Consider the following 21,588-nt stretch of genomic DNA (forward strand, 5'->3'; position numbering starts at 1 on the left):
CTCTATTCATTTGTCGGCTCTTAGTGACTTGCTTTTTTTTATAATACCTTGTTTTTATTGAAGTGCGTAACTTCAGTGATTAAAATAAAAAACCCCATAAGCAAGCCTATGGGGTCAATTTACTGCCTAAATAGCACAGTCAATAAAATTAGTCACGGTCAACTAATTCAACGTATGCCATTGGAGCAGCATCACCATCACGGTAACCACATTTGATGATACGCAAATAACCGCCTTGGCGAGTTTTATAGCGTGGACCTAATGTAGTGAATAGTTTACCAACAACCGCTTTGCTACGCAAACGGCTAAATGCTAAACGGCGATTAGCAACAGAATCTTCTTTTGCTAATGTGATTAATGGCTCTGCTACACGGCGTAATTCTTTCGCCTTTGGCAAAGTGGTTTTGATAAGTTCATGTTCAAATAATGAGTTCGTCATATTTTGGAACATTGCCTTACGATGGCTGCTGGTACGACCCAGTTTCACGCCACTATTACGATGTCGCATGGTCAAACTTCCTTTAAATGTTAACGGCTACGGTAAGAAAAACGGTCATCAACACGCAAATCAGCAGGTGGCCAATTTTCAAGACGCATACCTAGCTCTAAGTCTTTAGACGCTAGTACATCTTTGATTTCAGTTAATGATTTCTTACCTAGATTTGGGGTTTTTAACAACTCAGTTTCGGTGCGTTGTACCAAATCGCCAATGTAATAGATATTTTCCGCTTTCAAGCAATTTGCTGAGCGAACCGTTAATTCCAAGTCATCCACTGGGCGTAACAGCACAGGGTCAACTTCTTCTTTTTCCTTAACAGGCTCTGGCATTTCTTCAGCTTCTAAATCTACAAATACGGCAATTTGTTGCTGTAAAATAGTTGCTGCTTTACGAATTGCTTCTTCAGGGTCAATCGTGCCATTGGTTTCAAGCTCAATTACCAAACGGTCTAAGTCAGTACGTTGCTCAACACGAGCATTTTCGACTTGATAAGCGACACGAATAATAGGACTATAACTGGCATCAAGCTTTAAACGCCCAATTGTCTTATTTTCACCTGATTCTTTACGAGCATTTGCAGGCTCATAACCACGACCCATTGCAACACGTAAACGCATTTTTAGATGCCCACGGTCACTCAATGTGCCAATAACTAAATCAGGGTTGATAATTTCAACATTATGGGGTAGCTCAATATCTGAAGCCAATACAGTTCCCGGACCTTGTTTGTCAAGGGTCAAGAATACTTCATTTTGGTCATGAACTTGAATTGCCAAGTCTTTAAGGTTGAGTAGCAAGTCTAATACATCTTCTTGCAATCCCTCTAGCGTGGAATACTCATGATCAACACCTTCGATTTCTGCTTCAACGACAGCAGCACCAGGTAATGAAGATAATAGAATACGGCGAAGGGCATTCCCTAGAGTATGCCCAAAACCCCGCTCTAACGGTTCGAGCGTGACTTTGGCATGCGTTTCATTAACCGTGTCCACGTGAATGGCATTCGGTGTAAGAAACTCTGTAGCATTTAGCATCATATGTCACCTCGACTTTTTATAAAATTAATTATTTAGAGTACAACTCAACAATCAAGTGTTCGTTGATTTCTGCTGGTAATTCAGCACGCTCAGGTGCTTGTTTGAATGTACCTTGCAATTTGCTATGGTCAACTTCTAACCATGCAGGTGTACCACGTTGGCTCGCAAGTTCAATGGCGTTTTTGATACGCAATTGTTCTTTTGATTTTTCGTGTACAGCAATCACGTCACCATCTTGCAATTGAATTGATGGGATATTCACACGAACGAATTCGTCACGACCTGCTTTTTTCACCAAAATTGCACGGTGACTTACAAGTTGACGTGCTTCAGCACGTGTCGCACCAAAACCCATGCGATAAACAACATTATCCAAACGGCGTTCTAACATTTGAAGTAGGTTTTCACCTGTTGCACCTTTCATACGGGCAGCTTCTTTATAGTAGTTTGAGAATTGACGCTCTAACACACCATAAATACGCTTAACTTTTTGTTTTTCACGTAACTGCAATGAGTATTCTGATGTTTTGCTACGTGGGTTACCATGTTGACCAGGGGCACGATCAGCTTTTTTGGTTTTTTCTTCGTACGCTTTTACACCTGATTTTAATTGTAAATCAGTACCTTCACGACGAGAAAGTTTTAGTTTTGGACCTAGATAACGGGCCATATAAGTCTCCTTATTCGCAACGTTGCATATTAAACACGACGTTTTTTGGGTGGACGAGTTCCGTTATGAGGAATCGGGGTTACATCGCTAATGCTGTTGATTTTATAACCCAATGCACCTAATGCTCTTACCGCAGACTCACGACCAGGTCCTGGACCTTTAACCAAGACATCAACATTCTTGACACCATATTCTTGAGCAGCTTTACCAGCTACTTCAGCCGCTACCTGAGCAGCGAATGGTGTTGATTTACGTGAACCACGGAAGCCTTGTCCACCTGCGGTGGCCCAAGCCAAAGCATTACCTTGACGATCGGTAATGGTAACAATGGTGTTATTAAAAGACGCATGGATATGAGCTACGCCCTCTGATACTGAGCGACGAGTCACTTTTTTGCGACTGCGAGTGTCTTTTGCCATCTTTTAGCTTCCTAAGTTAATTATTTTTTAATTGCTTTACGTGGGCCTTTACGAGTACGGGCATTCGTTTTAGTACGTTGTCCGTTAACAGGCAAACCACGACGATGACGTAAGCCACGATAGCAACCTAAGTCAACCAAGCGTTTAATGTTCATTGAGATTTCACGACGCAAGTCACCTTCCGTCGCATATTCTGCAACTTGAGAACGGATAGCATCAAGCTGTGTATCATCTAATTGACTAATTTTAGTCGTTGGTGCGATGTTTACGGCTTCTAAGATTTTAGCAGCAGTAGTACGACCAATACCAAAAATATAAGTCAATGAAATCACAGCATGTTTGTTATCCGGAATGTTTACACCGGCAATACGAGCCATTGACATTTCTCCAAATTTAAAAACAAGGTGCTATTGCACCTGCGTTGACGTGATATTTTGAAGCTTTGGTTATCTACAAAAGTTTCAAAATAACGACAAGTAGCGGATGATACCTTATCCGCTACTTTTTTGCAAGACCTAAATTAGCCTTGACGTTGTTTGTGACGTGGTTCTGCACTGCAAATCACACGTACAACACCTTTGCGGCGTACAATTTTACAGCTACCACAAATTCTTTTTACTGATGCTTGAACTTTCATCATAAGCTCCTTAATTGTTAGGATTGTTTAACCAAGTTGGATTGCACTAAACTATAATCATGGTATTGATGGGTCATCAAATGGGCCTTAATTTGTGCGATAAAGTCCATAATCACCACGACTGTAATCAATACTGACGTACCACCTAAATGAAATGGAATACCAAATGCGTTTTGCAAAATCATTGGCATTAAGCAGATAACTGTCATATAGACCGCACCAATGAAGGTTAAGCGGTTTAAGACATGATCCAAATAACGCTGGGTCTGTTGCCCTGGGCGAATACCGGGAATATATGCTCCACTCTTTTTCAAGTTTTCTGCTACTTCTTTTGGACTAAATACCAAAGCCGTATAAAAATAACAAAAGAAAATAATTAATGCACCAAAAATAAACAAATATAACGGTGTACCAGGGGACAATAATAATGCAAAGTTTTGCATAAAACTTTGGAACATATTAGGATTGGCAGATTGACCAACCCATTGCCCTAAACTGGCAGGAAATAACAACAATGAACTGGCAAAAATTGCAGGAATAACCCCTGCCATATTAATTTTTAATGGTAAATGTGATTGTTGTTGGGCATAAATCTTACGCCCTTGTTGTTGTTTTTGGGCATAGTTTACAGGAATACGGCGTTGAGCTCGTTCAATAAAGACAATTCCTGCCACAACCGCTAAGGCTAACAATACAAAGATAAACAATGCTATCATGTTCATCTGTCCTTGTTGCACTGCATTTATGGATTGTGTGACTACACTTGGAAACGTTGCAACAATCCCTGCTAAAATTAGCATGGAAATACCGTTACCAATACCACGTTCGGTAATTTGCTCACCTAACCACATCAAAAACATCGAACCTGCTACCAACGAGGTAACAGCAGGGATATAAAATGCCAAGCCTGTTGCTAAAGTCAATTTTTGACTTATCAAGCCTGTACACATACCCACAGATTGCACCAGTGCCAATAATAAGGTAAGTTGACGGGTATATTTATTTATTTGACGCTGACCTGCCTGTCCTTCTTTTTTTAATGCTTCTAAAGAAGGAATGACTGCCGACATCATTTGCACAATAATTGATGCAGAGATATAAGGCATAATCCCTAAAGCCATGACTGACATACGTTCCAATGCACCACCCGAGAACATATTAAATAGTCCTAGAATGGTATTTTCATTGGTTTTAAAAAAGTTAGCCAAGCTATCAGGGTTCATACCTGGAATCGGTACGTGCGAACCAAAACGATAAACAATTAAAGCACCCAACAAAAATAATAAACGATTGAAAAGTTCATCATATTTTCTGATAAACGCCAATGGGTTCATTGATGTTGAATGCTTTGTCATGTAGGATTACTCCTCAACGGTACCGCCAGCGGTTTCAATCGCTGTTTTAGCACCTTTGGTCACTTTTACACCTTTAAAGGTATATGCTTTGGTAACTTCACCAGAAAGAATGATACGCACACGTTGCATATCGTGGCGAATAATATTAGCGGCTTTTAAAGTTTCAACGCTAACTACATCACCTTCTACTTTATTTAACTCTGATAAACGCACTTCTGCAGTTACCATGGCTAATTTACTGGTAAAGCCAAATTTTGGTAAACGGCGATATAAAGGCATTTGACCGCCTTCAAAGCCTGAGCGAATACCAGAACCTGTGCGTGAAGTTTGACCTTTCACACCACGACCACCCGTTTTACCGATGCCAGAACCAATACCACGTCCACGACGGTGTTTGGTTTTTCTTGAGCCTTCAGCAGGGCTTAATTCATTTAGACGTAGACCCATTATACTTCCTCCACTTTAACCATATAGTTAACGCGGTTTACCATACCACGGGTCGAAGGGGTATCTTCAACTTCAACAGTATGACCAATTCGACGTAACCCTAAGCCTTTTAAACAAGCCTTATGACTTGCTAAACGGTGGGCAGACGATTTAATTTGAGTAACTTTCATTGTTTTCATGATAACTCACCTTATCTCTTAGCCCAAAATTTCTTCAACAGTCTTGCCACGTTTGGCAGCTACATGTTCAGGCGTAGCCATTTCTTTTAGACCATTAAAAGTCGCACGTACAACGTTTGCATTGTTGGTTGAACCATAGCATTTTGTTAATACATCTTTAACGCCTGCTACTTCAAGCACTGCACGCATTGCACCACCTGCAATAACACCTGTACCTTCTGAGGCAGGTTGCATATATACACGGCTTGCACCATGACGAGCGGTAATTGGGTGTTGTAGTGTTGTACCGTCTAATTCAACAGTAATCATATTACGTTTAGCGGCTTCAAGGGCTTTTTGGATAGCAGCAGGCACTTCACGAGCTTTACCACGACCAAAGCCAACACGACCATTGCCATCACCAACAACTGTTAAGGCAGTAAAAGAAAAAATACGACCACCTTTAACTACTTTAGAAACACGACCTACGGTGACTAGGCGTTCTACCAAACCGTCTGTTTGTTCAACTTTTGCCATGATTAGAACTCCAATCCATTTTCACGAGCGGCTTCAGCCAAGGCTTTTACACGACCATGATATTTAAAACCACTACGGTCAAATGCGACTTTGCTAATGCCAGCAGCTTTTGCACGTTCTGCGATTAATTTACCAACAGCAGTTGCTGCATCAATGTTGCTAGTTTGCCCTGCACGTAAGGTTGCATCAAGGGTTGAAGCTTGAGCCAATACTTCACCACCAGTAGGTGAAATAACTTGTGCATAGATGTGGCTATTGGTACGGTTAACCAACAAACGGTTGACACCTAAACCACGAATATGAAAGCGGGTTTTTTTCGCTCGGCGTAAGCGAGCAGCTTTTTTATCCAACATATCATTTCACCTTTATTTTTTCTTAGCTTCTTTACGAGCGACATGCTCATCGCTATAACGAACGCCTTTGCCTTTGTAAGGCTCAGGTGGGCGATAGCCACGAATATTGGCAGCTGCTTGACCTAGTTTTTGTTTATCCGTTGATTTTAGGATAATTTCGGTCGCTGTTGGGGTTTCAGCAGTTACGCCTTCTGGTAAGGTGTATTCGATTGGGTGTGAATAACCCAAGTTCAAGTTAACCTTATTACCAGCGACAGCGGCTTTATAACCAACACCAATCAATTGTAGACGACGTTCAAAGCCTTCAGAAACACCTTTTACCATGTTGTTAAGGATGGCACGAACAGTACCTGTGTGCATCCAACCATCTTTGGTATCAGATTTTGGTGAAAGAGTAACAGTGTTATCTTCCTGTTTTAGCTCGACCAAATCATGCAGGCGTAGCGTAAGTGTACCTTTGCTACCTTTAACTTCAACCTGCTGACCGTTCAAAGTAACGCTTGTGCCATTTGGCAAGGTTACTGGGGCTTTAGCCACACGAGACATACGGGTAATTCCTATAAAAGTTAATAAAAAACGAACAGGCATGATCAATCTATGCCTGCCCTTCTTCAAAAAGACTTATGCAACGAAAGCGATAACTTCGCCACCCAAGCCTTGTTTACGAGCTTCACGATCACTCATGATGCCTTTATTAGTAGAGATGATTGCAACACCTAAGCCTTGTTGAATGCTTGGTAGTTCATCTTTACCACGGTATTGACGCAAACCTGGACGGCTATAGCGTTTTAACATTTCGATGACAGGTTTGCCTTCAAAATATTTTAATTCGATGGTCAATTCAGTTTTACCAGTCGCAACTTCTTCAGTTGTTGCAGTGGCTACATAGCCTTCGTTTACCAATAAATCGGCAATTGATTTACGTAGTTTTGAGTTTGGCATAGTAACTGAGGCTTTGTTAGCCATTTGTGCATTACGGATACGAGTTAACATATCAGCAACGGTATCTTGCATACTCATATGATATCTCCTTACCAGCTTGCTTTGTGAACGCCAGGCACATCGCCTTGCATTACTTTTTCACGAATCATATTACGTGAAAGACCAAATTTACGGAAGTAACCATGTGGACGACCTGTTAAGGCACAACGGTTACGTAAGCGAACTGGTGAAGCGTTACGTGGCAATGCTTGTAGGGCAAGCATTGCGTCAAGACGCTCTTCGTCAGTTGCATTGATGTCGCTCATAATTGCTTTTAGCTTGGCTCGCTTTTCGGCATATTTAGCAACAGTCGCTTCGCGTTTTAATTCGCGATTAATCATACTTTTCTTTGCCATATTGCTATTATCCTTGCTGATTAACCTTTGAAGGGAAAGCCGAATGCTTTAAGCAATGCACGACCTTGTTCGTCAGTTTTAGCGGTAGTAGTAATGGTAATGTCTAAACCACGGATGCGGTCAATTTTGTCAAAATCAACTTCTGGGAAAACGATTTGTTCTTTGATACCCAAAGAATAGTTGCCACGACCATCAAACGCTTTGTCAGAAAAACCACGGAAGTCACGAATACGAGGAATTGAGATAGAGATCAAACGATCCAAGAATTCGTACATTTGCTCACCACGAAGGGTGACTTTACAGCCAATTGGCCATTCTTCACGGATTTTAAAGCCTGCTACTGATTTGCGTGCTTTTGTGATGACGGGTTTTTGACCTGCAATCGCTGTCATGTCCGCTACTGCACCTTCAAGAATTTTTTTGTCTTGAGCCGCCCCACCAACACCCATATTTAGGGTGATTTTGGTGATTTTTGGGATTTCCATCACGTTTTGTAAACCAAGCTCTTGCTGAAGTTTTTGCTTAAGCTCTTCGTTATATACTGTTTTAAGTCTTGCCATTACCAATACCCTTAGATGGTTATGCAGTCGCCACAACTTCACCTGATGAACGATAGACACGTTGTTTTTTGCCTTCTGCGTTCACTTGGTAAGAAATACGATCTGCCTTTTGGGTTGCTGCGTTAAAAATCGCAACGTTTGAAATATGTAAAAATGCTTCTTGCTCAATAATGCCACCTTCTTTGCCTGTCATTTGATTAGGCTTTTGGTGTTTTTTAACAATATTGATGCCTTCGACTTTTACACGGTCATCTTTTACTGCCAAGATAGTGCCTTGCTTGCCTTTGTCTTTGCCAGCTAGGACGATTACTTGGTCGCCTTTACGTAATTTTGCCATGTTTTCCTCACAATACTTCTGGGGCTAGTGAAACAATCTTCATGAATTGTTCGCCACGTAGTTCGCGGGTTACTGGTCCAAAGATACGTGTTGCAATTGGTGCTTTATTGTTGTTTAACAACACAGCTGCATTATCATCAAAACGTAGTACTGAACCGTCAGGACGACGCACGCCGAATTTGGTGCGTACGACTACCGCATTCATTACATCACCTTTTTTGACACGACCACGAGGAATTGCTTCTTTCACGGTCACTTTAATGATGTCGCCTACTGATGCATAACGACGATGCGAGCCGCCTAGTACTTTGATACATTGTACTCGTTTTGCACCACTGTTGTCTGCAACTTCCAGCATTGTTTCAGTCTGAATCATCGCGTTACTCCATAAATTGGCAAAACAAGTCTTTGCCACAATAAGCCATTTTTAAGGTGGCATATTGTAGCAGTATTTGACTTGTTTTGCAATTATTAAAAACTAATTAGGTTTGGTTAATTAGATATTAACTGCTTTTTCTACGATATCCACCAAGACCCATGATTTGGTTTTTGATAGTGGACGGCTTTCTTTGATACGAACTACATCACCCATGCCACAGGTGTTGTTTTCATCATGGGCATGAAGTTTGGTTGAACGGCGAATCATTTTGCCATATTTTGGATGGCGAATACGGCGTTCTACTAAAACTGTGATGGTTTTGTCCATTTTGTCACTGACAACTTTGCCAGTAACAGTACCAATGTCTTGGCTTACATTTTGTTCACTCATGATTAACCCTCTTGTTTTTGAGTTAGTAAGGTTTTGATTTGGGCAATCGTGCGACGGTTGCCTTTAATCTCATGGGTGTTACCTAGCTGACCTGTGGCTTTTGCCATACGAAGACGAAAGGCTTCAAGTTGCTTTTCATCTAGTAATTGGGTCAGCTCTTCGATTGATTTATCTCGTAATTCACTGATTTTCATTACATTATCGTCCGTTTAACAATGGCAGTTTTGAATGGCAATTTTGCCGCGGCCAACGTGAATGCTTCTGTTGCAAGCTCGTCAGAAACCCCTTCGATTTCGTATAGCATTTTGCCTGGTTTGATTTCACAGACCCAATACTCAACTGGACCTTTACCTTTACCCATACGAACTTCTAGTGGTTTTTCGGTAATTGGTTTGTCTGGGAATACACGAATCCAGATTTTACCACCACGTTTAATACGACGAGAAATGGTACGACGTGCTGCTTCGATTTGACGAGCTGTCATACGACCACGCTCGATTGATTTAAGTCCGATAGTACCAAAAGATACGCTACTACCACGGTGTGCTAGACCCGTATTACGTCCTTTTTGTACTTTACGAAACTTGGTACGTTTTGGTTGTAACATATCTTAACCTCTGTCTTTAGCTGGACGTTCACCACGTGGACGGTCACTGCGTGAGGCACGACGTTTTTGTGGTGCTTGTGGTTTTTTGTCTTCTTTTACAGGATTATAAATGCGGTTCATACCGTCAAGAATTTCACCACGGAAAATCCATACTTTTACGCCGATTGTACCATAGGTGGTTTCAGCACGGACGTTTGAGTAGTCAATGTCTGCACGCAAGGTATGTAGTGGTACACGACCTTCACGATACCATTCTGAGCGAGCAATTTCTGCACCGCCAAGACGACCTGATAGTTCAACTTTAATGCCTTGTGCACCTGCTTTCATGCTGTTTTGTACGGCACGTTTCATGGCACGGCGGAACATTACACGACGCTCAAGTTGTGAAGCAATTCCTTCAGCGACTAGACGTGCGTCTAGGTCTGGTTGGGTGATTTCTTCAATGCTGACTTGTGCAGGTACGCCCATCAATTTGGTGAGTTCTTTTTGTAAAGACTCAATATCCGCACCGCTTTTACCGATAATGATACCAGGGCGAGCAGTTGAGATGGTGATTTTGGCTGTACCACTAGAACGTTCAATATTGATGTTGCTAATCATGGCGTTTACAGCTTTTTCTTTGCCTGTGTCACGTTTGTTTAGCTTGTTTTCAATAAATTTACGCACTTGTAAATCGTTGATTAAGTATTCAGAATATTTTTTTGGATCTGCATACCAGTTAGCGTTTGCTTTACGAATCACGCCAAGACGGATACCGATTGGATGAACTTTTTGTCCCATTGTTATTCTCCTACCTTGACTGTGATGTGGCAAGTACGTTTGCTAATACGGTCTGCACGTCCTTTCGCACGTGGTAGAATACGTTTTAGCGTGATGCCTTCATCAACGTAAATGGTAGAAACACGCAAGGTGTCAATATCTAAACCGTTGTTGTGTTCAGCATTTGCAATCGCTGATTCTAAACATTTTTTAACCAATTTAGCAGCTTTTTTGTTGCTAAAGGTTAAGATGTCTAATGCACGCTCGATGTTTTTGCCACGAATTTCGTCAGCGACCAAGCGTACTTTTTGTGCCGAAATGGCGGCACCGCGTAATTTTGCAGTTACTTCCATAGTTCGCACCTTATTTTTTAGCTTTCTTGTCAACGCCATGACCACGATAGGTACGGGTTGGAGCAAATTCACCAAGTTTATGACCTACCATTTGTTCGTTAACGATAACAGGTACGTGAGTACGACCGTTATGAACAGAGATGGTTAAGCCGACCATTTGTGGCAAAATCATTGAGCGACGTGACCAAGTTTTGATTGGTTTGCGTGAGTTAGTTTCTAACGCAGTTTCAACTTTGGCAAATAAGTGTGCGTCGATGAATGGACCTTTTTTCAATGAACGAGGCATGAAATTATTCCTTATTTCTTGTTGACACGACGACGGCGGATAATCATGTGGTCAGTACGTTTGTTAGAACGTGTTTTAAGACCTTTAGCCTTTTGACCCCATGGGCTGGTTGGGTGTTTACCGAAGTTACGACCTTCACCACCACCGTGTGGGTGGTCAACTGGGTTCATCGCTGTACCACGAACGGTCGGACGAACGCCACGCCAACGATTAGCACCTGCTTTACCCAATGATTTTAGGTTGTTTTCTGTGTTTGAAACTTCACCAATAACCGCACGACAGTTGACGTGGATACGGCGGGTTTCACCAGAACGTAAACGTACGATAGCATAAATACCGTCACGACCTAGTAGTTGCACGGCAGCACCTGCTGAACGAGCGATTTGAGCACCTTTACCGATTTTTAGTTCGATATTGTGAATCACTGTACCAACTGGGATACTACGTAATGGCATACAGTTACCTGGACGAATCGGTGCTGTTTCACCTGATAGTACAGTGTCGCCTTGTTGCAATTTTTTTGGTGCGATGATGTAACGGCGTTCACCGTCAGCATATTTCAATAGAGCGATGTGTGCGGTACGGTTTGGATCGTACTCGATACGCTCTACGATGGCTGGGATGTTGTCTTTGTTACGTTTGAAGTCAACTAAACGGTAATGTTGTTTATGACCACCACCGATGTGACGAGTGGTAATACGACCGTTGTTGTTACGACCACCAGTTTTGCCTTTTGACTCGACTAATGCTGCATGAGGACGACCTTTATAAAGGTGTGGATGCACCACTTTTTCGACAAATCGGCGACCTGGTGATGTCGGTTTTGCTTTTACGATAGGCATTGTAAGTTATCCTTATTCGTTAACGGCAGCAGGTGTTTCTGCTACGTCTGCATTAACTGCATCTAGTGCAGCAACATCTTGACCAGCTTTTAAGGTCACATAGGCTTTTTTGTAGTCTTGACGACGACCTACCGTGCGACCAAATCGCTTTGTCTTACCTTTAACATTCAAGGTGTTAACTTTAACTACTTCAACACCATCAAACATTAATTCTACGGCTTTTTTAATCTCAAGTTTGGTCGCATTGGTGTCAACTTTGAATACTTGAACACCCAATGTGTCGCCTAAGATTTGAGATTTTTCTGAGAATACAGGTGCTTTTAGTACCTGATATAGTCTTGCGTTATTCATGCTAACACTCCCTCAATTTCTTTGGCGGCTGCGACAGACATGATGACCTTGTCAAATGCGATAAGGCTTACTGGGTCGACTTCACGACTACCTACCACGCTGACATAAGGAATATTGCGAGCGGCTAGATAAAGATTTTCATCAACTTCAGCAGTTACGATTAATGCTTTTGGTGCATTCAAATCTTTAAGTTTAGCAATTAACTCTTTAGTTTTTGGTGCAGACACGGTGATGTCTTCTACCAATACAAGGCGGTCTTGACGAATTAATTCGGCAAGGATACATTGCATTGCACCACGGTACATTTTGCGGTTCACTTTTTGTGACCAGTCTTGTGGTTTGGCTGCAAATGCACGACCACCACCAACCCAAATTGGGCTACGGATTGAGCCAGCACGTGCGCGGCCAGTACCTTTTTGACGCCATGGCTTTTTACCACCGCCAGATACTTCACCACGAGTTTTTTGAGCACGGCTACCTTGACGACCACCTGCTAAGTAGGCGGTAACGACTTGGTGAACGAGGGCTTCATTGAATTCACGACCAAATGCTACGTCTGATAGCTCAACCGCCGAACCTGTTACTGTATTTAGATTCACGTTAATCCCCTTGATTAAGCTTTAACTGATGGACGTACGATAACGTCGCCACCGTTGGCACCAGGAATTGCACCCTTGATTACTAGGATACCTTTTTCAGCATCAACTGAAATCACTTCTAGTCCTTGTACGGTCACACGTTTGTTACCCATTTGACCTGGCATTTTTTTGCCTTTAAATACACGACCTGGAGTTTGGTTTTGACCTGTAGAACCCACAACACGGTGAGATACTGAGTTACCATGAGTCCAGTCTTGTGAACGGAAGTTGTGACGTTTGATACCACCTTGGAAGCCTTTACCTTTGCTAGTACCTGTTACGTCAACGATTTGACCTACGGTAAATACATCGGCTAAAAGCTCATTACCTGCTTCACGACCTTCAAGTTCGCTTTCTTCGACACGAAATTCCCAAGTACCACGACCTGCTGCCACGCCTGCTTTAGCAAAGTGACCTTTTTGGGCAGATGTTACACGTGAATCACGACGTGTACCAGTGGTGACTTGGATAGCTTGGTAGCCATCTGTGTCTTGTGTTTTGATTTGTGAGATACGGTTGGCAGTAACTTCAACAACGGTCACAGGGATAGAAACACCTGCTTCGGTGAAGATACGAGTCATGCCGCATTTTTTTCCGACTAAACCGATCGCCATGTTGTTAACCTCTTAATGTTTACTATTATTCAAGTTAGGTCTGATTCCTAAGGATTGAACCTATGGGGTTAGCCTAATGCGATTTGTACATCAACACCCGCCGCTAAGTCCAACTTCATCAGTGCATCGACTGTTTTGTCAGTTGGCTGAACGATATCTACCATACGTTTGTAAGTACGAATTTCGTATTGGTCACGGGCATCTTTGTTCACGTGAGGTGAAGTCAAGATATTGAAGCGTTCAATGCGAGTTGGTAGCGGTACTGGACCACGAACTTGGGCACCTGTACGTTTGGCGGTATCGACAATCTCTTGAGCCGATTGGTCAATCAGACGATGGTCAAAAGATTTAAGTCTGATACGGATTTTCTGGTTAGCCATGCCAGTAAGCTCCTAAATATGGGTTATAGATATGGGTTAAGTTCTTGCGTTGGGTGTTAAGCTGTTATTGAGTTAGCACCTAACTTAGAACTGCTGGTTGCTTTTTTTGAAAATAAAAAAACGCCAGTTCCACTTGCACTATTGATTTGGCAACTTTTAATAAAAAGTCTGCAAGTAATCAACAGTTGGTGAAACTGTATTTTATATCTTCGTGTCGCAAACGATGGAGCGACTGTATTAAAGGGCTTTATCTTTTTAAAAGATTTGACGAATCATCTTCGCCACCCTGCAATAAGTTAAGTGGGCTGTATTATACAGGGTTTTGAACAGATTGCAACCGTTTTTTGCTGTTTTTATAAAATGGCATTTCTATAAACTGATGCCCAAAATACGCCACAATCACCACCAATATAAAAGTAGGTATAAACAGCCAAACATACATCATCACAGGCTGTGCAAAATCAAACACCTTTAACCCATAAAAAATGCCATAAATCACCACACCATGCAATAAATAAACACTATAACTAACCTCTCCCAAAAACAACAACCCTCGCTGATACAAGCCACCAAAAAAGCTATAACCATTGGCAATAAAACCAAACAGCACCGCCAATACCCCCATTTGCAAAGGCGAATAAGGCTTGGTAAACACCATAATCGCTAACACTGCTATGGGTAAAATAACGTTCAACCATTGGCGATATTGTTGCAATAAATGGCGAAACGTATCAGCAAAATGTATCGCCACCACTGCCCCTGCAAATAGCCAATATAACTGAGTGATGGTATGGCGAAATAAATAAAATGCCAAACTTGCCGTTATCGCAATAAAGGCTATCTGTTTGATAGTTAAGCTAAATTTTTTATGGAATAACATCGCTATTAACGGCAATGCTGAATAAAACGCCCATTCGTATGCCAAAGTCCACACCGCCCCCACAATTAGGGGTTTGGCAAAAAATGGCTTAAACGGCTGAACATCAAACCATAGCCACGGCATTAGCCAGCGTATCAGTGATTCAAGGTCAAGCTGAAAGTGATTTTGACCCCCAATAATGACAACAGATAATAATGCTAAAAATACGAATAATGGGTAAATTCTTTTAATTCGTCCAAAATATAGTGATTGCCAATCGGTATTGAGGTTTTTGAGTTTATTAAAAAACAAAAATCCTGTAATCATAAAAAATAATGACACAGGCACTGCCCCCATATTGAGCAAAAACAACTGACTGGGCGATACCCACCGCCCTGTTTGCCCAAAACCGTAATTGATATAAAAATGAAAGGCAAACACCGCAGTCGCTAAAATCCCTCGTAGCCCATCAATCGGTGATTGGCGAGCCACGACTTGTGGGTCAAGTTTTGGGATAAATGGCAGTCGTGGGGCGATGATACAAAAGCCCACAAGCGTGATGATATAAATGAATGGCAAGTAGATAGAAGGTGGCACAAAACTCTCAATCAACGGTTATAGTGATAGAAATTTAAAATTGGCACGTTTCCGTTCGTGGTGAGCTTGTCGAACCATAACGGAAACCGACCCTTCGACAGGCTCAGGGCGAGCGGTTTCCGTACCAAAAAATAATTTCTATGGCTATAGCTCACTGGCTTTCAGTTGTTTTAACAAATCAATGGTTTCGACCAACGGCAAGCCCACCACATTGCTATAACTGCCATTGATGGCTTTGACCCATGCACCGCCCAGCCCTTGAATGGCATAGCCTCCTGCTTTATCGTGTGGCTCACCTGTTTGCCAATAATCGGTCATCATCGACTCAGATAGTGCCACAAATTGCACTTCGGTTTTGACCAAGGCTTGGGTCGCATGGTCGATTTCAAACTGTTGCCCTTGCCATCGCAGTCGACTGACTTGCACGGCTGTCCATACTTGATGGGTGGTATCACTCATCGCCTGCCACATACGCACCGCTTCGGCAAAATTGGCAGGTTTTTGTAGCACTTCGCCTGTCGCCAATACGCCAATGGTATCGGCGGTAATCACGAATGTCGGCTGGTCAATTTGAGGGATAAGGCTTAATGCGGATTCGGCTTTTTGTTGCACCATGCGAGCAATATAGTCGGTGGGTGATTCGCCATTGGCTTGGGTTTCGTCAATCTCGACCGCAAGGCGTTGATGAGCAATGCCCACTTGATTAAGTAATTCGTGACGGCGTGGGGAAGTCGAAGCAAGGATAATGGATAAATCGTTAAACATAGGATTTTAGGCAATAATCTTTTAAAGATATAGAAAGTTGGTAATGTATAGTCGTTTAACTTAGAAATAAAACAGTTTGGTAGGGGCGTATTGTATACGCCCAAAATTTTCAAGTCTTATTTCTGATTAAATTCTCTATAAAATCGGTAAGTTTTAAACAATAAAAATGTAGGTGCGTATGACGCACCTTACGATTGTCAAAACTTACTTTTGATACACTACCAAAAAAGTTAATGGGTATATTTTGCTAATACTGCCACTAACAAAGGCCAAATAAACACACTCACCACCACTGACCACCATAATTGGGGAGCAAATACCGACTGGGTAAATAAATGCAAGAAAATCAAACAGCTTTGGTAAAGTAACAAGCAAAAACCTGCCAATATCCATACCGAAGTTGAAGAAAGTTGACGTAAATAACCACTGACAAATTTGATAAAAAATGCCATGACCACCGCACATAAGGCTTGCTGTCCCAATCGGCTATCGGTCAAAAAATCCGCCACTAATCCGACAAAAAATGCCACGACCACACCCAATAAGGTCGGCTGAAAAATCAACCAAAAAATCAGCACCATCACCAGCCACATGGGGCGAAACACCACCCAACTGGGGGAAAGCGGATACACGCTTAACACTGATGCAACCAAAAAGCTGATGACCATCATGGTATAAAAATGAGATTTGGTGATTTTTGACACAGGCATAGGATTGGCTTAACTCTTTTGTTGCAGTAATAGCACATACGAGGTGTTCACAAAGTTCGCAGATGGCGTGACCATGATTTTGGCATAGCCCCCTGCTTGCTCGGATTCGACTTTGGCGACACGCCCAACAGGGAATCCTGCAGGAATCCGACCACCTAACCCTGATGAAATCAGCTCATCACCAATTCGTACATCCGATGCCTTAAAGATATAATCTAGCGATAAATATTGTGGATTACCCTTACCTGTAACGATGGCTTTTTGCCCAGTGCGTTTGATGGTCACTGCCACGGATTGTTGGTCATCACTAATCAACAACACTCGACAAGTATCATCATAGACATTGATGACCTGCCCCAAAATGCCTTTTTCGTCCAGTACCGTTTGACCGATTTTGACACCATCTTTTGCCCCTTTATTAATCACGACCATTTGGCGTAACGGATTGCTATCCGTACCAATGACTTGTGATAACACAAGATTAAACTGATCAATGCGTGTGGCGGATAATATCCCTTGCAAGCGTGAATTTTCAGCAATCAAATAATCTTGCTGTTGCAACTGGGCATTAGCATGAGCCAAAGCGGTCTTGAGTTGGATATTTTCTCGGCGAAGGGCTTCTTTACTGGTGGTTGAACCATCGACCCAATGACCAAAAAAACTGGGGTAAGCCGACATTTGGTAAATGGGTTGCATGGAAGCATGGCTAACATTACGCAATGGCTGAAACCATGTGGGATTTTTACTATCCAACAGCATAAACACCACAGCAATAAATGCCACAATCGCTGTTTTTCGCATCGCAAGCGGTTGCTGAGTAAAGATAGTTAAGGACATAAATCATACTTCCACAGATAACGACAATACCGCTAAGAGTAGCGGTATTGAGCAGAACAGGTTAAGTCAATTAAACAAAAATCATGTTTAATGCTTTATTATTGATAAATTCTAATGCTTTACCACCACCACGGCTGACACAAGTCAATGGATCTTCCGCAACGGTGACAGGCAACCCTGTTTCACGAGAAATCAGCGTATCAAGATTACGCAATAATGCACCACCACCTGTCAAGACAATGCCACGCTCTGCGATATCGGCTGATAGCTCTGGTGGCGTTTGTTCTAGGGCGGCTTTTACACCTGTAATAATGCCTGCCAATGGGTCGCTCAAGGCTTTTTGGATTTCGGTTGAAGTGACGGTAAAGCTTTTTGGCACACCTTCTGCCATGCTACGTCCACGTACTTCGACTTCAAGTGGTTTGCCTTCATCAATGGCACAGCCGACTTCGGTTTTGATACGTTCTGCAGTAGTTTCACCAATCACACAACCGTGGGTACGGCGAACATGGGTGATAATCGCTTCATCAAACACATCGCCACCGATACGAATCGAATCAGAATACACACAGCCAGATAAGGCGATGACCGCAATTTCAGTCGTACCACCACCGATATCTACCACCATTGAACCACTGGCATCATGCACAGGCAACCCTGCACCAATCGCCGCTGCCATTGGCTCTTCTAGCAACATGGCTTTATTTGCCCCAGCCGACTCGACCGCTTCACGAATCGCACGGCGTTCGACTAAAGTTGATTTACAAGGAACGCAAACAATGACGTTAGGATTGGCTAAAAAACGCTTGGCTTTGACTTTATTGATAAAGTGCTTGAGCATTTTTTGGGTAACTTCAAAGTCGGCAATTACGCCATCTTTGAGTGGGCGAATTGCGGTGATATTATCTGGAGTGCGTCCTAGCATTTGTTTGGCATCTAAGCCAACCGCCGCCACCGTTGGGTTTTGGGTGCGGTTGCTACGCAAGGCAACTACGGTAGGTTCATTTAGCACAACCCCTTTACCAGGTGTAAAAATCAAGGTGTTGGCAGTGCCGAGGTCGATGGCAATATTACTTGATAAAAATCCAAACAGGCTCATGTATCATTTTCCAGTGAAAGACAAAATACGGTGCAAAAGATAGATATTATAGTTTTCGTGACGTTGCTCACGCAAGATTTTTAGGCAAGATTTGACCTTTTGTAAAGTTTTTTAGCAAAATTAGCCAATCAAGATAAATCCAGCAAGGTGAAATATTGCAACATTTTTACGATAAAATTGAATAGTGCTAGATTATAACGTTAAAATATCGCAAAATATAGTCATTTAATCAGATTAAGCCATGATATTTGATTTTTTTGTGACAAATTATGAAAGAAACAATTCTGTAAGATTACTTAAAGATTCAGCAGAATTTTAATAGGTATCTTTGCCTATTATCACTGAATTGATAAGTTTTTTGACAAAAATAATTTATGTAAGGATTTTTGATGAGCCAATCAATTTCAACCGATGATATTATGAATGTGGCAAGCCTTTCTCGCCTTGCGGTGAATGCCGAGCAAGCAGATAGTTATGCCAAAGATTTGAGTAAAATTTTGGCGATGATGGATATTTTGGCGGATGTGAATACCGATGGCGTTGCACCGCTGACCAATGTGCATGATATGACCCAACGTCTGCGTGAAGATGTGGTCGATGGCAATGGTATCACGGTCAATCGTGAGCTAAATCAGTCAATCGCCCCAAGCGTTGCTGATGGACTATTCCTCGTGCCACAAGTGATTGAGTGATTTTGTAGAAAATTTTTCGTAGGGTGTGTTTTACACACTGCAAGGTTAATACGATGAATCACAAGCCACTTTCTATACAATCCAAAAACTTCAATATTTTAATGGACTGCACCATTCTAAATTGCAAACAAGATAACAATAATCTGCAAATTTATTGCGATTTTTTTGATGAGGCGAATGATAAATATGTGAACTTTACGTTATTTATCAATAACTGCTCTAAAATATTGGAAGATAATGTTTTGATTGATAAATTTTGTACTTATCTAACAGAAGGTAGCGTTGGTGTTTACAACATAAGCGATAATTCTCTTATTCTTGTCACAGAATGGGTGTCTTATCAGCCTAGAGAAAGTTTAGTTCATGTGTATGAATTTTTTAGTGATGATATTTATATTACCTTTTAGTTTTTAACCAAAGATTTAATTTAAAAAGGTGCGTAAAACGTACCCCACGAAACCAAGACAATATCCAGTTTTAACGTATAAAAAGAGAACACCATGACCCAATTTCACCAATTATCCATTAAAGCCCTATCAGACGGCTTACACAGCAAACAATTCAGCAGTGTTGAACTCACCCAACACTTCCTTGACCGCATTGCCAAACACGATAAAGACTTGAACAGCTTTATCACCGTCACCCCAGAGCTTGCCTTAGCTTCTGCTAAACAAGCCGATGAACGTCTTGCCAGTGGCAATGCACATCCGCTAACTGGTATCCCGATGGCACAAAAAGACATTTTTAACACCCAAGGCGTACTCACCACCTGTGGCTCAAAAATGCTTGCCAACTTCGTGTCGCCATACAACGCTACCATTGTCGAACATTGCAATGACGCAGGATTGGTCATGCTCGGCAAGACCTCTATGGATGAATTTGCGATGGGTTCGGACAACGAAAGCTCATATTTCGGGGCGGTGCATAACCCTTGGGAGCTAGACCGTGTACCAGGTGGCTCATCAGGCGGTAGTGCCTCAGCGGTAGCAGGGGGACTTGCCCCATTTGCTACAGGTTCGGACACAGGGGGTTCAATCCGTCAACCTGCTTCTTTTTGTGGCTTGACAGGCATCAAGCCGACCTATGGACGTGTGTCACGCTTTGGCATGGTGGCGTATGCGTCAAGTTTCGACCAAGCAGGGACGTTTGGTAAAACCGCGGAAGACTGTGCCTATTTGCTAGAAGTATTGGCAGGATTTGACCAAAAAGACTCAACCTCTGCCAATAAAGACGTACCAAATTGGGTGGCAGATTTGCAGTCTAAACGCCAGTCCCCCTCTCAATCTGGGGGCGACAAACCTTTAGCAGGGTTAAAAATCGGTCTTCCAACTGAATATTTTGGCAAAGGCTTAAACAGCGAAGTCGATGTGGTGATTAAGCAATCGCTTAAACAATACGAAGACCTGGGTGCGACCATTGTCGATGTCAATTTGACATCCCCTGAAATTACCCTTGCGACTTATTATCTGCTTGCCCCTGCCGAAGCATCATCAAACTTGTCACGCTTTGATGGTGTGCGTTATGGCTATCGCTGTGAAAACCCTAAAGACTTGCAAGACCTTTACACTCGCTCACGTTCAGAAGGCTTTGGGGCAGAAGTGCAACGCCGTATTTTGATGGGGACGTATGCCCTATCAGCAGGTTATTTTGATGCCTATTATGTCAAAGCCCAAAAAGTTCGCCGTTTGATTCGTGATGATTTTAATAAAGCCTTGTCGCAGTGTGATGTCATCGCCACGCCAACCGCCCCAACGACTGCTTACAAAATCGGTGCGTCACTGAGCCCTGCGGAGATTTATATGGGCGATGTTTATACCATTGGGGTGAACTTGGCAGGATTGCCAGCCATCAGCCACCCTATTGGCTTTGACGCCCAAGGTTTAGGCTTGCCTGTGGGCTTGCAGTTGATTGGTAAAGCATGGGCGGAAGATACCTTATTGCAAACGGTAGATGCGTATCAGCAAGCGACCAATTGGCATCAGCAGTTGTCGCCGATTGCGAATCAATAAGACAATATTAATCATTATTCAACGTAATGAATAAAGGCTGTCAAAGTATTACAGTTTATGAATAGTGTGTTTATC

General features: G+C 42.3%; 36 protein-coding genes. 3 read left to right on the plus strand and 33 right to left on the minus strand.

All coding sequences use genetic code 11. The annotated features are described in order from the left end of the window. Positions 1-148: 148 nt before the first annotated feature. From rplQ to ACK1U4_RS08110, 33 genes are all read right to left on the minus strand, one after another. Positions 149-508 carry a 50S ribosomal protein L17 gene (gene rplQ, locus ACK1U4_RS07950; RefSeq protein ID WP_419401100.1) on the minus strand — a complete coding sequence of 120 codons (360 nt, stop codon included), beginning with the start codon at positions 506-508 and terminating at the stop codon, positions 149-151. A 20-nt stretch (positions 509-528) separates the two neighbouring features. After that, a complete protein-coding gene (locus tag ACK1U4_RS07955; RefSeq protein WP_419401099.1) occupies positions 529-1,536 on the minus strand; it encodes a DNA-directed RNA polymerase subunit alpha in 1,008 nt (335 codons plus the stop codon). 28 nt (positions 1,537-1,564) lie between these two features. Then, positions 1,565-2,206: a 30S ribosomal protein S4 gene (gene rpsD, locus ACK1U4_RS07960; protein WP_419401098.1), complete on the minus strand. Its 642-nt coding sequence runs from the start codon at positions 2,204-2,206 to the stop codon at positions 1,565-1,567. A 29-nt stretch (positions 2,207-2,235) separates the two neighbouring features. After that, entirely contained in the window at positions 2,236-2,625 is a 390-nt protein-coding gene (rpsK, locus tag ACK1U4_RS07965) for a 30S ribosomal protein S11 (protein ID WP_019519194.1), read from the minus strand. Positions 2,626-2,645: 20 nt separating this feature from the next. After that, entirely contained in the window at positions 2,646-3,002 is a 357-nt protein-coding gene (rpsM, locus tag ACK1U4_RS07970; protein ID WP_419401097.1) for a 30S ribosomal protein S13, read from the minus strand. A gap of 143 nt (positions 3,003-3,145) precedes the next feature. Further along, positions 3,146-3,262 (minus strand): 50S ribosomal protein L36, encoded by a 117-nt coding sequence (rpmJ, locus tag ACK1U4_RS07975; RefSeq protein ID WP_040403280.1) that lies wholly within the window; start codon positions 3,260-3,262, stop codon positions 3,146-3,148. A 17-nt stretch (positions 3,263-3,279) separates the two neighbouring features. Then, positions 3,280-4,617 (minus strand): preprotein translocase subunit SecY, encoded by a 1,338-nt coding sequence (gene secY / locus ACK1U4_RS07980; protein ID WP_419401096.1) that lies wholly within the window; start codon positions 4,615-4,617, stop codon positions 3,280-3,282. 6 nt (positions 4,618-4,623) lie between these two features. After that, a complete protein-coding gene (rplO, locus tag ACK1U4_RS07985) occupies positions 4,624-5,064 on the minus strand; it encodes a 50S ribosomal protein L15 (protein ID WP_419401095.1) in 441 nt (146 codons plus the stop codon). After that, positions 5,064-5,243, minus strand: coding sequence for a 50S ribosomal protein L30 (gene rpmD / locus ACK1U4_RS07990; RefSeq protein ID WP_419401094.1), 180 nt, complete (start codon positions 5,241-5,243; stop codon positions 5,064-5,066). Before rpmD ends, rplO begins: the two co-directional genes overlap by 1 nt. A gap of 18 nt (positions 5,244-5,261) precedes the next feature. Continuing rightward, positions 5,262-5,759, minus strand: coding sequence for a 30S ribosomal protein S5 (gene rpsE / locus ACK1U4_RS07995; RefSeq protein WP_419401093.1), 498 nt, complete (start codon positions 5,757-5,759; stop codon positions 5,262-5,264). A gap of 2 nt (positions 5,760-5,761) precedes the next feature. Beyond that, positions 5,762-6,109, minus strand: coding sequence for a 50S ribosomal protein L18 (gene rplR, locus ACK1U4_RS08000; protein ID WP_419401104.1), 348 nt, complete (start codon positions 6,107-6,109; stop codon positions 5,762-5,764). Between the two features lie 15 nt (positions 6,110-6,124). Further along, the gene (rplF, locus tag ACK1U4_RS08005; RefSeq protein WP_419401092.1) at positions 6,125-6,658 is read right to left on the minus strand and encodes a 50S ribosomal protein L6; all 534 of its coding nucleotides are present in this window, start codon (positions 6,656-6,658) and stop codon (positions 6,125-6,127) included. Positions 6,659-6,733: 75 nt separating this feature from the next. Beyond that, positions 6,734-7,132: a 30S ribosomal protein S8 gene (rpsH, locus tag ACK1U4_RS08010; protein WP_419401091.1), complete on the minus strand. Its 399-nt coding sequence runs from the start codon at positions 7,130-7,132 to the stop codon at positions 6,734-6,736. 11 nt (positions 7,133-7,143) lie between these two features. Continuing rightward, positions 7,144-7,449 (minus strand): 30S ribosomal protein S14, encoded by a 306-nt coding sequence (rpsN, locus tag ACK1U4_RS08015; protein ID WP_419401090.1) that lies wholly within the window; start codon positions 7,447-7,449, stop codon positions 7,144-7,146. 20 nt (positions 7,450-7,469) lie between these two features. After that, positions 7,470-8,009 carry a 50S ribosomal protein L5 gene (rplE, locus tag ACK1U4_RS08020; RefSeq protein WP_419401089.1) on the minus strand — a complete coding sequence of 180 codons (540 nt, stop codon included), beginning with the start codon at positions 8,007-8,009 and terminating at the stop codon, positions 7,470-7,472. A 19-nt stretch (positions 8,010-8,028) separates the two neighbouring features. Beyond that, positions 8,029-8,346, minus strand: a complete 318-nt coding sequence (gene rplX / locus ACK1U4_RS08025; protein WP_419401088.1) for a 50S ribosomal protein L24 — start codon at positions 8,344-8,346, stop codon at positions 8,029-8,031. Between the two features lie 7 nt (positions 8,347-8,353). Beyond that, on the minus strand, positions 8,354-8,722 hold the full coding sequence (gene rplN, locus ACK1U4_RS08030; RefSeq protein WP_019519207.1) for a 50S ribosomal protein L14: 369 nt from the start codon (positions 8,720-8,722) through the stop codon (positions 8,354-8,356). A gap of 120 nt (positions 8,723-8,842) precedes the next feature. Continuing rightward, complete coding sequence (gene rpsQ, locus ACK1U4_RS08035; protein ID WP_419401087.1) at positions 8,843-9,115, minus strand: 30S ribosomal protein S17; 273 nt, start codon at positions 9,113-9,115, stop codon at positions 8,843-8,845. Positions 9,116-9,117: 2 nt separating this feature from the next. Further along, the gene (rpmC, locus tag ACK1U4_RS08040) at positions 9,118-9,309 is read right to left on the minus strand and encodes a 50S ribosomal protein L29 (protein WP_419401086.1); all 192 of its coding nucleotides are present in this window, start codon (positions 9,307-9,309) and stop codon (positions 9,118-9,120) included. Further along, entirely contained in the window at positions 9,309-9,722 is a 414-nt protein-coding gene (gene rplP / locus ACK1U4_RS08045; protein ID WP_419401085.1) for a 50S ribosomal protein L16, read from the minus strand. Before rplP ends, rpmC begins: the two co-directional genes overlap by 1 nt. A 3-nt stretch (positions 9,723-9,725) precedes the next feature. Then, positions 9,726-10,502 carry a 30S ribosomal protein S3 gene (rpsC, locus tag ACK1U4_RS08050; RefSeq protein WP_419401084.1) on the minus strand — a complete coding sequence of 259 codons (777 nt, stop codon included), beginning with the start codon at positions 10,500-10,502 and terminating at the stop codon, positions 9,726-9,728. 2 nt (positions 10,503-10,504) lie between these two features. Beyond that, a complete protein-coding gene (gene rplV, locus ACK1U4_RS08055) occupies positions 10,505-10,834 on the minus strand; it encodes a 50S ribosomal protein L22 (RefSeq protein ID WP_419401083.1) in 330 nt (109 codons plus the stop codon). Between the two features lie 10 nt (positions 10,835-10,844). Beyond that, entirely contained in the window at positions 10,845-11,120 is a 276-nt protein-coding gene (gene rpsS / locus ACK1U4_RS08060) for a 30S ribosomal protein S19 (RefSeq protein WP_419401082.1), read from the minus strand. A gap of 11 nt (positions 11,121-11,131) precedes the next feature. Next, positions 11,132-11,962, minus strand: coding sequence for a 50S ribosomal protein L2 (gene rplB, locus ACK1U4_RS08065; protein WP_419401081.1), 831 nt, complete (start codon positions 11,960-11,962; stop codon positions 11,132-11,134). Between the two features lie 12 nt (positions 11,963-11,974). Then, positions 11,975-12,313 carry a 50S ribosomal protein L23 gene (rplW, locus tag ACK1U4_RS08070; RefSeq protein WP_419401080.1) on the minus strand — a complete coding sequence of 113 codons (339 nt, stop codon included), beginning with the start codon at positions 12,311-12,313 and terminating at the stop codon, positions 11,975-11,977. Beyond that, a complete protein-coding gene (gene rplD, locus ACK1U4_RS08075) occupies positions 12,310-12,912 on the minus strand; it encodes a 50S ribosomal protein L4 (RefSeq protein ID WP_419401079.1) in 603 nt (200 codons plus the stop codon). The genes rplW and rplD overlap by 4 nt, the downstream gene beginning before the upstream one ends. Before the next feature lie 14 nt (positions 12,913-12,926). Further along, positions 12,927-13,565 (minus strand): 50S ribosomal protein L3, encoded by a 639-nt coding sequence (gene rplC / locus ACK1U4_RS08080; RefSeq protein WP_419401078.1) that lies wholly within the window; start codon positions 13,563-13,565, stop codon positions 12,927-12,929. Between the two features lie 68 nt (positions 13,566-13,633). Beyond that, the gene (rpsJ, locus tag ACK1U4_RS08085; RefSeq protein ID WP_419401077.1) at positions 13,634-13,945 is read right to left on the minus strand and encodes a 30S ribosomal protein S10; all 312 of its coding nucleotides are present in this window, start codon (positions 13,943-13,945) and stop codon (positions 13,634-13,636) included. Between the two features lie 310 nt (positions 13,946-14,255). Beyond that, positions 14,256-15,401, minus strand: coding sequence for an acyltransferase family protein (locus ACK1U4_RS08090; protein WP_419401076.1), 1,146 nt, complete (start codon positions 15,399-15,401; stop codon positions 14,256-14,258). A 144-nt stretch (positions 15,402-15,545) separates the two neighbouring features. Further along, positions 15,546-16,166, minus strand: coding sequence for a Maf family protein (locus ACK1U4_RS08095; protein WP_419401075.1), 621 nt, complete (start codon positions 16,164-16,166; stop codon positions 15,546-15,548). A 230-nt stretch (positions 16,167-16,396) separates the two neighbouring features. Then, complete coding sequence (gene mreD / locus ACK1U4_RS08100) at positions 16,397-16,876, minus strand: rod shape-determining protein MreD (protein WP_419401074.1); 480 nt, start codon at positions 16,874-16,876, stop codon at positions 16,397-16,399. Positions 16,877-16,885: 9 nt separating this feature from the next. Further along, complete coding sequence (gene mreC / locus ACK1U4_RS08105; protein ID WP_419401073.1) at positions 16,886-17,713, minus strand: rod shape-determining protein MreC; 828 nt, start codon at positions 17,711-17,713, stop codon at positions 16,886-16,888. A gap of 70 nt (positions 17,714-17,783) precedes the next feature. Then, entirely contained in the window at positions 17,784-18,812 is a 1,029-nt protein-coding gene (locus ACK1U4_RS08110) for a rod shape-determining protein (RefSeq protein WP_419401072.1), read from the minus strand. Between the two features lie 389 nt (positions 18,813-19,201). Here ACK1U4_RS08110 and gatC point away from each other — a divergent pair, with 389 nt between their 5' ends. The 3 genes from gatC to gatA all read left to right on the plus strand — a co-directional run bounded on the left by gatC (position 19,202) and on the right by gatA (position 21,513). Further along, positions 19,202-19,504, plus strand: coding sequence for an Asp-tRNA(Asn)/Glu-tRNA(Gln) amidotransferase subunit GatC (gene gatC, locus ACK1U4_RS08115; RefSeq protein ID WP_419401071.1), 303 nt, complete (start codon positions 19,202-19,204; stop codon positions 19,502-19,504). Between the two features lie 53 nt (positions 19,505-19,557). Further along, positions 19,558-19,911: a hypothetical protein gene (locus ACK1U4_RS08120; RefSeq protein WP_419401070.1), complete on the plus strand. Its 354-nt coding sequence runs from the start codon at positions 19,558-19,560 to the stop codon at positions 19,909-19,911. 93 nt (positions 19,912-20,004) lie between these two features. Continuing rightward, positions 20,005-21,513: an Asp-tRNA(Asn)/Glu-tRNA(Gln) amidotransferase subunit GatA gene (gene gatA, locus ACK1U4_RS08125; RefSeq protein WP_419401069.1), complete on the plus strand. Its 1,509-nt coding sequence runs from the start codon at positions 20,005-20,007 to the stop codon at positions 21,511-21,513. Positions 21,514-21,588 lie beyond the last annotated feature (75 nt).

This window comes from Moraxella sp. TY6 (assembly GCF_048551375.1).
GTDB lineage: Bacteria > Pseudomonadota > Gammaproteobacteria > Pseudomonadales > Moraxellaceae > Faucicola.

Coding starts and splice junctions, on each gene's coding strand:
- rplX (WP_419401088.1), bottom strand. CDS start 8,346: ATGGCAAAATTACGTAAAGGCGACCAAGTAATCGTCCTAGCTGGCAAA.
- gatA (WP_419401069.1), top strand. CDS start 20,005: ATGACCCAATTTCACCAATTATCCATTAAAGCCCTATCAGACGGCTTA.
- rpmJ (WP_040403280.1), bottom strand. CDS start 3,262: ATGAAAGTTCAAGCATCAGTAAAAAGAATTTGTGGTAGCTGTAAAATT.
- secY (WP_419401096.1), bottom strand. CDS start 4,617: ATGACAAAGCATTCAACATCAATGAACCCATTGGCGTTTATCAGAAAA.
- rpsN (WP_419401090.1), bottom strand. CDS start 7,449: ATGGCAAAGAAAAGTATGATTAATCGCGAATTAAAACGCGAAGCGACT.
- rplN (WP_019519207.1), bottom strand. CDS start 8,722: ATGATTCAGACTGAAACAATGCTGGAAGTTGCAGACAACAGTGGTGCA.
- rplF (WP_419401092.1), bottom strand. CDS start 6,658: ATGTCTCGTGTGGCTAAAGCCCCAGTAACCTTGCCAAATGGCACAAGC.
- ACK1U4_RS08110 (WP_419401072.1), bottom strand. CDS start 18,812: ATGAGCCTGTTTGGATTTTTATCAAGTAATATTGCCATCGACCTCGGC.
- rplV (WP_419401083.1), bottom strand. CDS start 10,834: ATGGAAGTAACTGCAAAATTACGCGGTGCCGCCATTTCGGCACAAAAA.
- rplC (WP_419401078.1), bottom strand. CDS start 13,565: ATGGCGATCGGTTTAGTCGGAAAAAAATGCGGCATGACTCGTATCTTC.
- ACK1U4_RS08095 (WP_419401075.1), bottom strand. CDS start 16,166: ATGTTTAACGATTTATCCATTATCCTTGCTTCGACTTCCCCACGCCGT.
- rplO (WP_419401095.1), bottom strand. CDS start 5,064: ATGGGTCTACGTCTAAATGAATTAAGCCCTGCTGAAGGCTCAAGAAAA.
- rplB (WP_419401081.1), bottom strand. CDS start 11,962: ATGCCTATCGTAAAAGCAAAACCGACATCACCAGGTCGCCGATTTGTC.
- rpsJ (WP_419401077.1), bottom strand. CDS start 13,945: ATGGCTAACCAGAAAATCCGTATCAGACTTAAATCTTTTGACCATCGT.
- rplW (WP_419401080.1), bottom strand. CDS start 12,313: ATGAATAACGCAAGACTATATCAGGTACTAAAAGCACCTGTATTCTCA.
- rplP (WP_419401085.1), bottom strand. CDS start 9,722: ATGTTACAACCAAAACGTACCAAGTTTCGTAAAGTACAAAAAGGACGT.
- rpsM (WP_419401097.1), bottom strand. CDS start 3,002: ATGGCTCGTATTGCCGGTGTAAACATTCCGGATAACAAACATGCTGTG.
- rpmD (WP_419401094.1), bottom strand. CDS start 5,243: ATGAAAACAATGAAAGTTACTCAAATTAAATCGTCTGCCCACCGTTTA.
- rpsD (WP_419401098.1), bottom strand. CDS start 2,206: ATGGCCCGTTATCTAGGTCCAAAACTAAAACTTTCTCGTCGTGAAGGT.
- gatC (WP_419401071.1), top strand. CDS start 19,202: ATGAGCCAATCAATTTCAACCGATGATATTATGAATGTGGCAAGCCTT.
- rpsC (WP_419401084.1), bottom strand. CDS start 10,502: ATGGGACAAAAAGTTCATCCAATCGGTATCCGTCTTGGCGTGATTCGT.
- rplE (WP_419401089.1), bottom strand. CDS start 8,009: ATGGCAAGACTTAAAACAGTATATAACGAAGAGCTTAAGCAAAAACTT.
- rpsK (WP_019519194.1), bottom strand. CDS start 2,625: ATGGCAAAAGACACTCGCAGTCGCAAAAAAGTGACTCGTCGCTCAGTA.
- mreD (WP_419401074.1), bottom strand. CDS start 16,876: ATGCCTGTGTCAAAAATCACCAAATCTCATTTTTATACCATGATGGTC.
- rpsH (WP_419401091.1), bottom strand. CDS start 7,132: ATGAGTATGCAAGATACCGTTGCTGATATGTTAACTCGTATCCGTAAT.
- ACK1U4_RS07955 (WP_419401099.1), bottom strand. CDS start 1,536: ATGATGCTAAATGCTACAGAGTTTCTTACACCGAATGCCATTCACGTG.
- rpsQ (WP_419401087.1), bottom strand. CDS start 9,115: ATGAGTGAACAAAATGTAAGCCAAGACATTGGTACTGTTACTGGCAAA.
- rpmC (WP_419401086.1), bottom strand. CDS start 9,309: ATGAAAATCAGTGAATTACGAGATAAATCAATCGAAGAGCTGACCCAA.
- rplQ (WP_419401100.1), bottom strand. CDS start 508: ATGCGACATCGTAATAGTGGCGTGAAACTGGGTCGTACCAGCAGCCAT.
- ACK1U4_RS08120 (WP_419401070.1), top strand. CDS start 19,558: ATGAATCACAAGCCACTTTCTATACAATCCAAAAACTTCAATATTTTA.
- mreC (WP_419401073.1), bottom strand. CDS start 17,713: ATGTCCTTAACTATCTTTACTCAGCAACCGCTTGCGATGCGAAAAACA.
- rpsE (WP_419401093.1), bottom strand. CDS start 5,759: ATGGCAAAAGTTGAACAAACAGACGGTTTGGTAGAACGCCTAGTCACC.
- rpsS (WP_419401082.1), bottom strand. CDS start 11,120: ATGCCTCGTTCATTGAAAAAAGGTCCATTCATCGACGCACACTTATTT.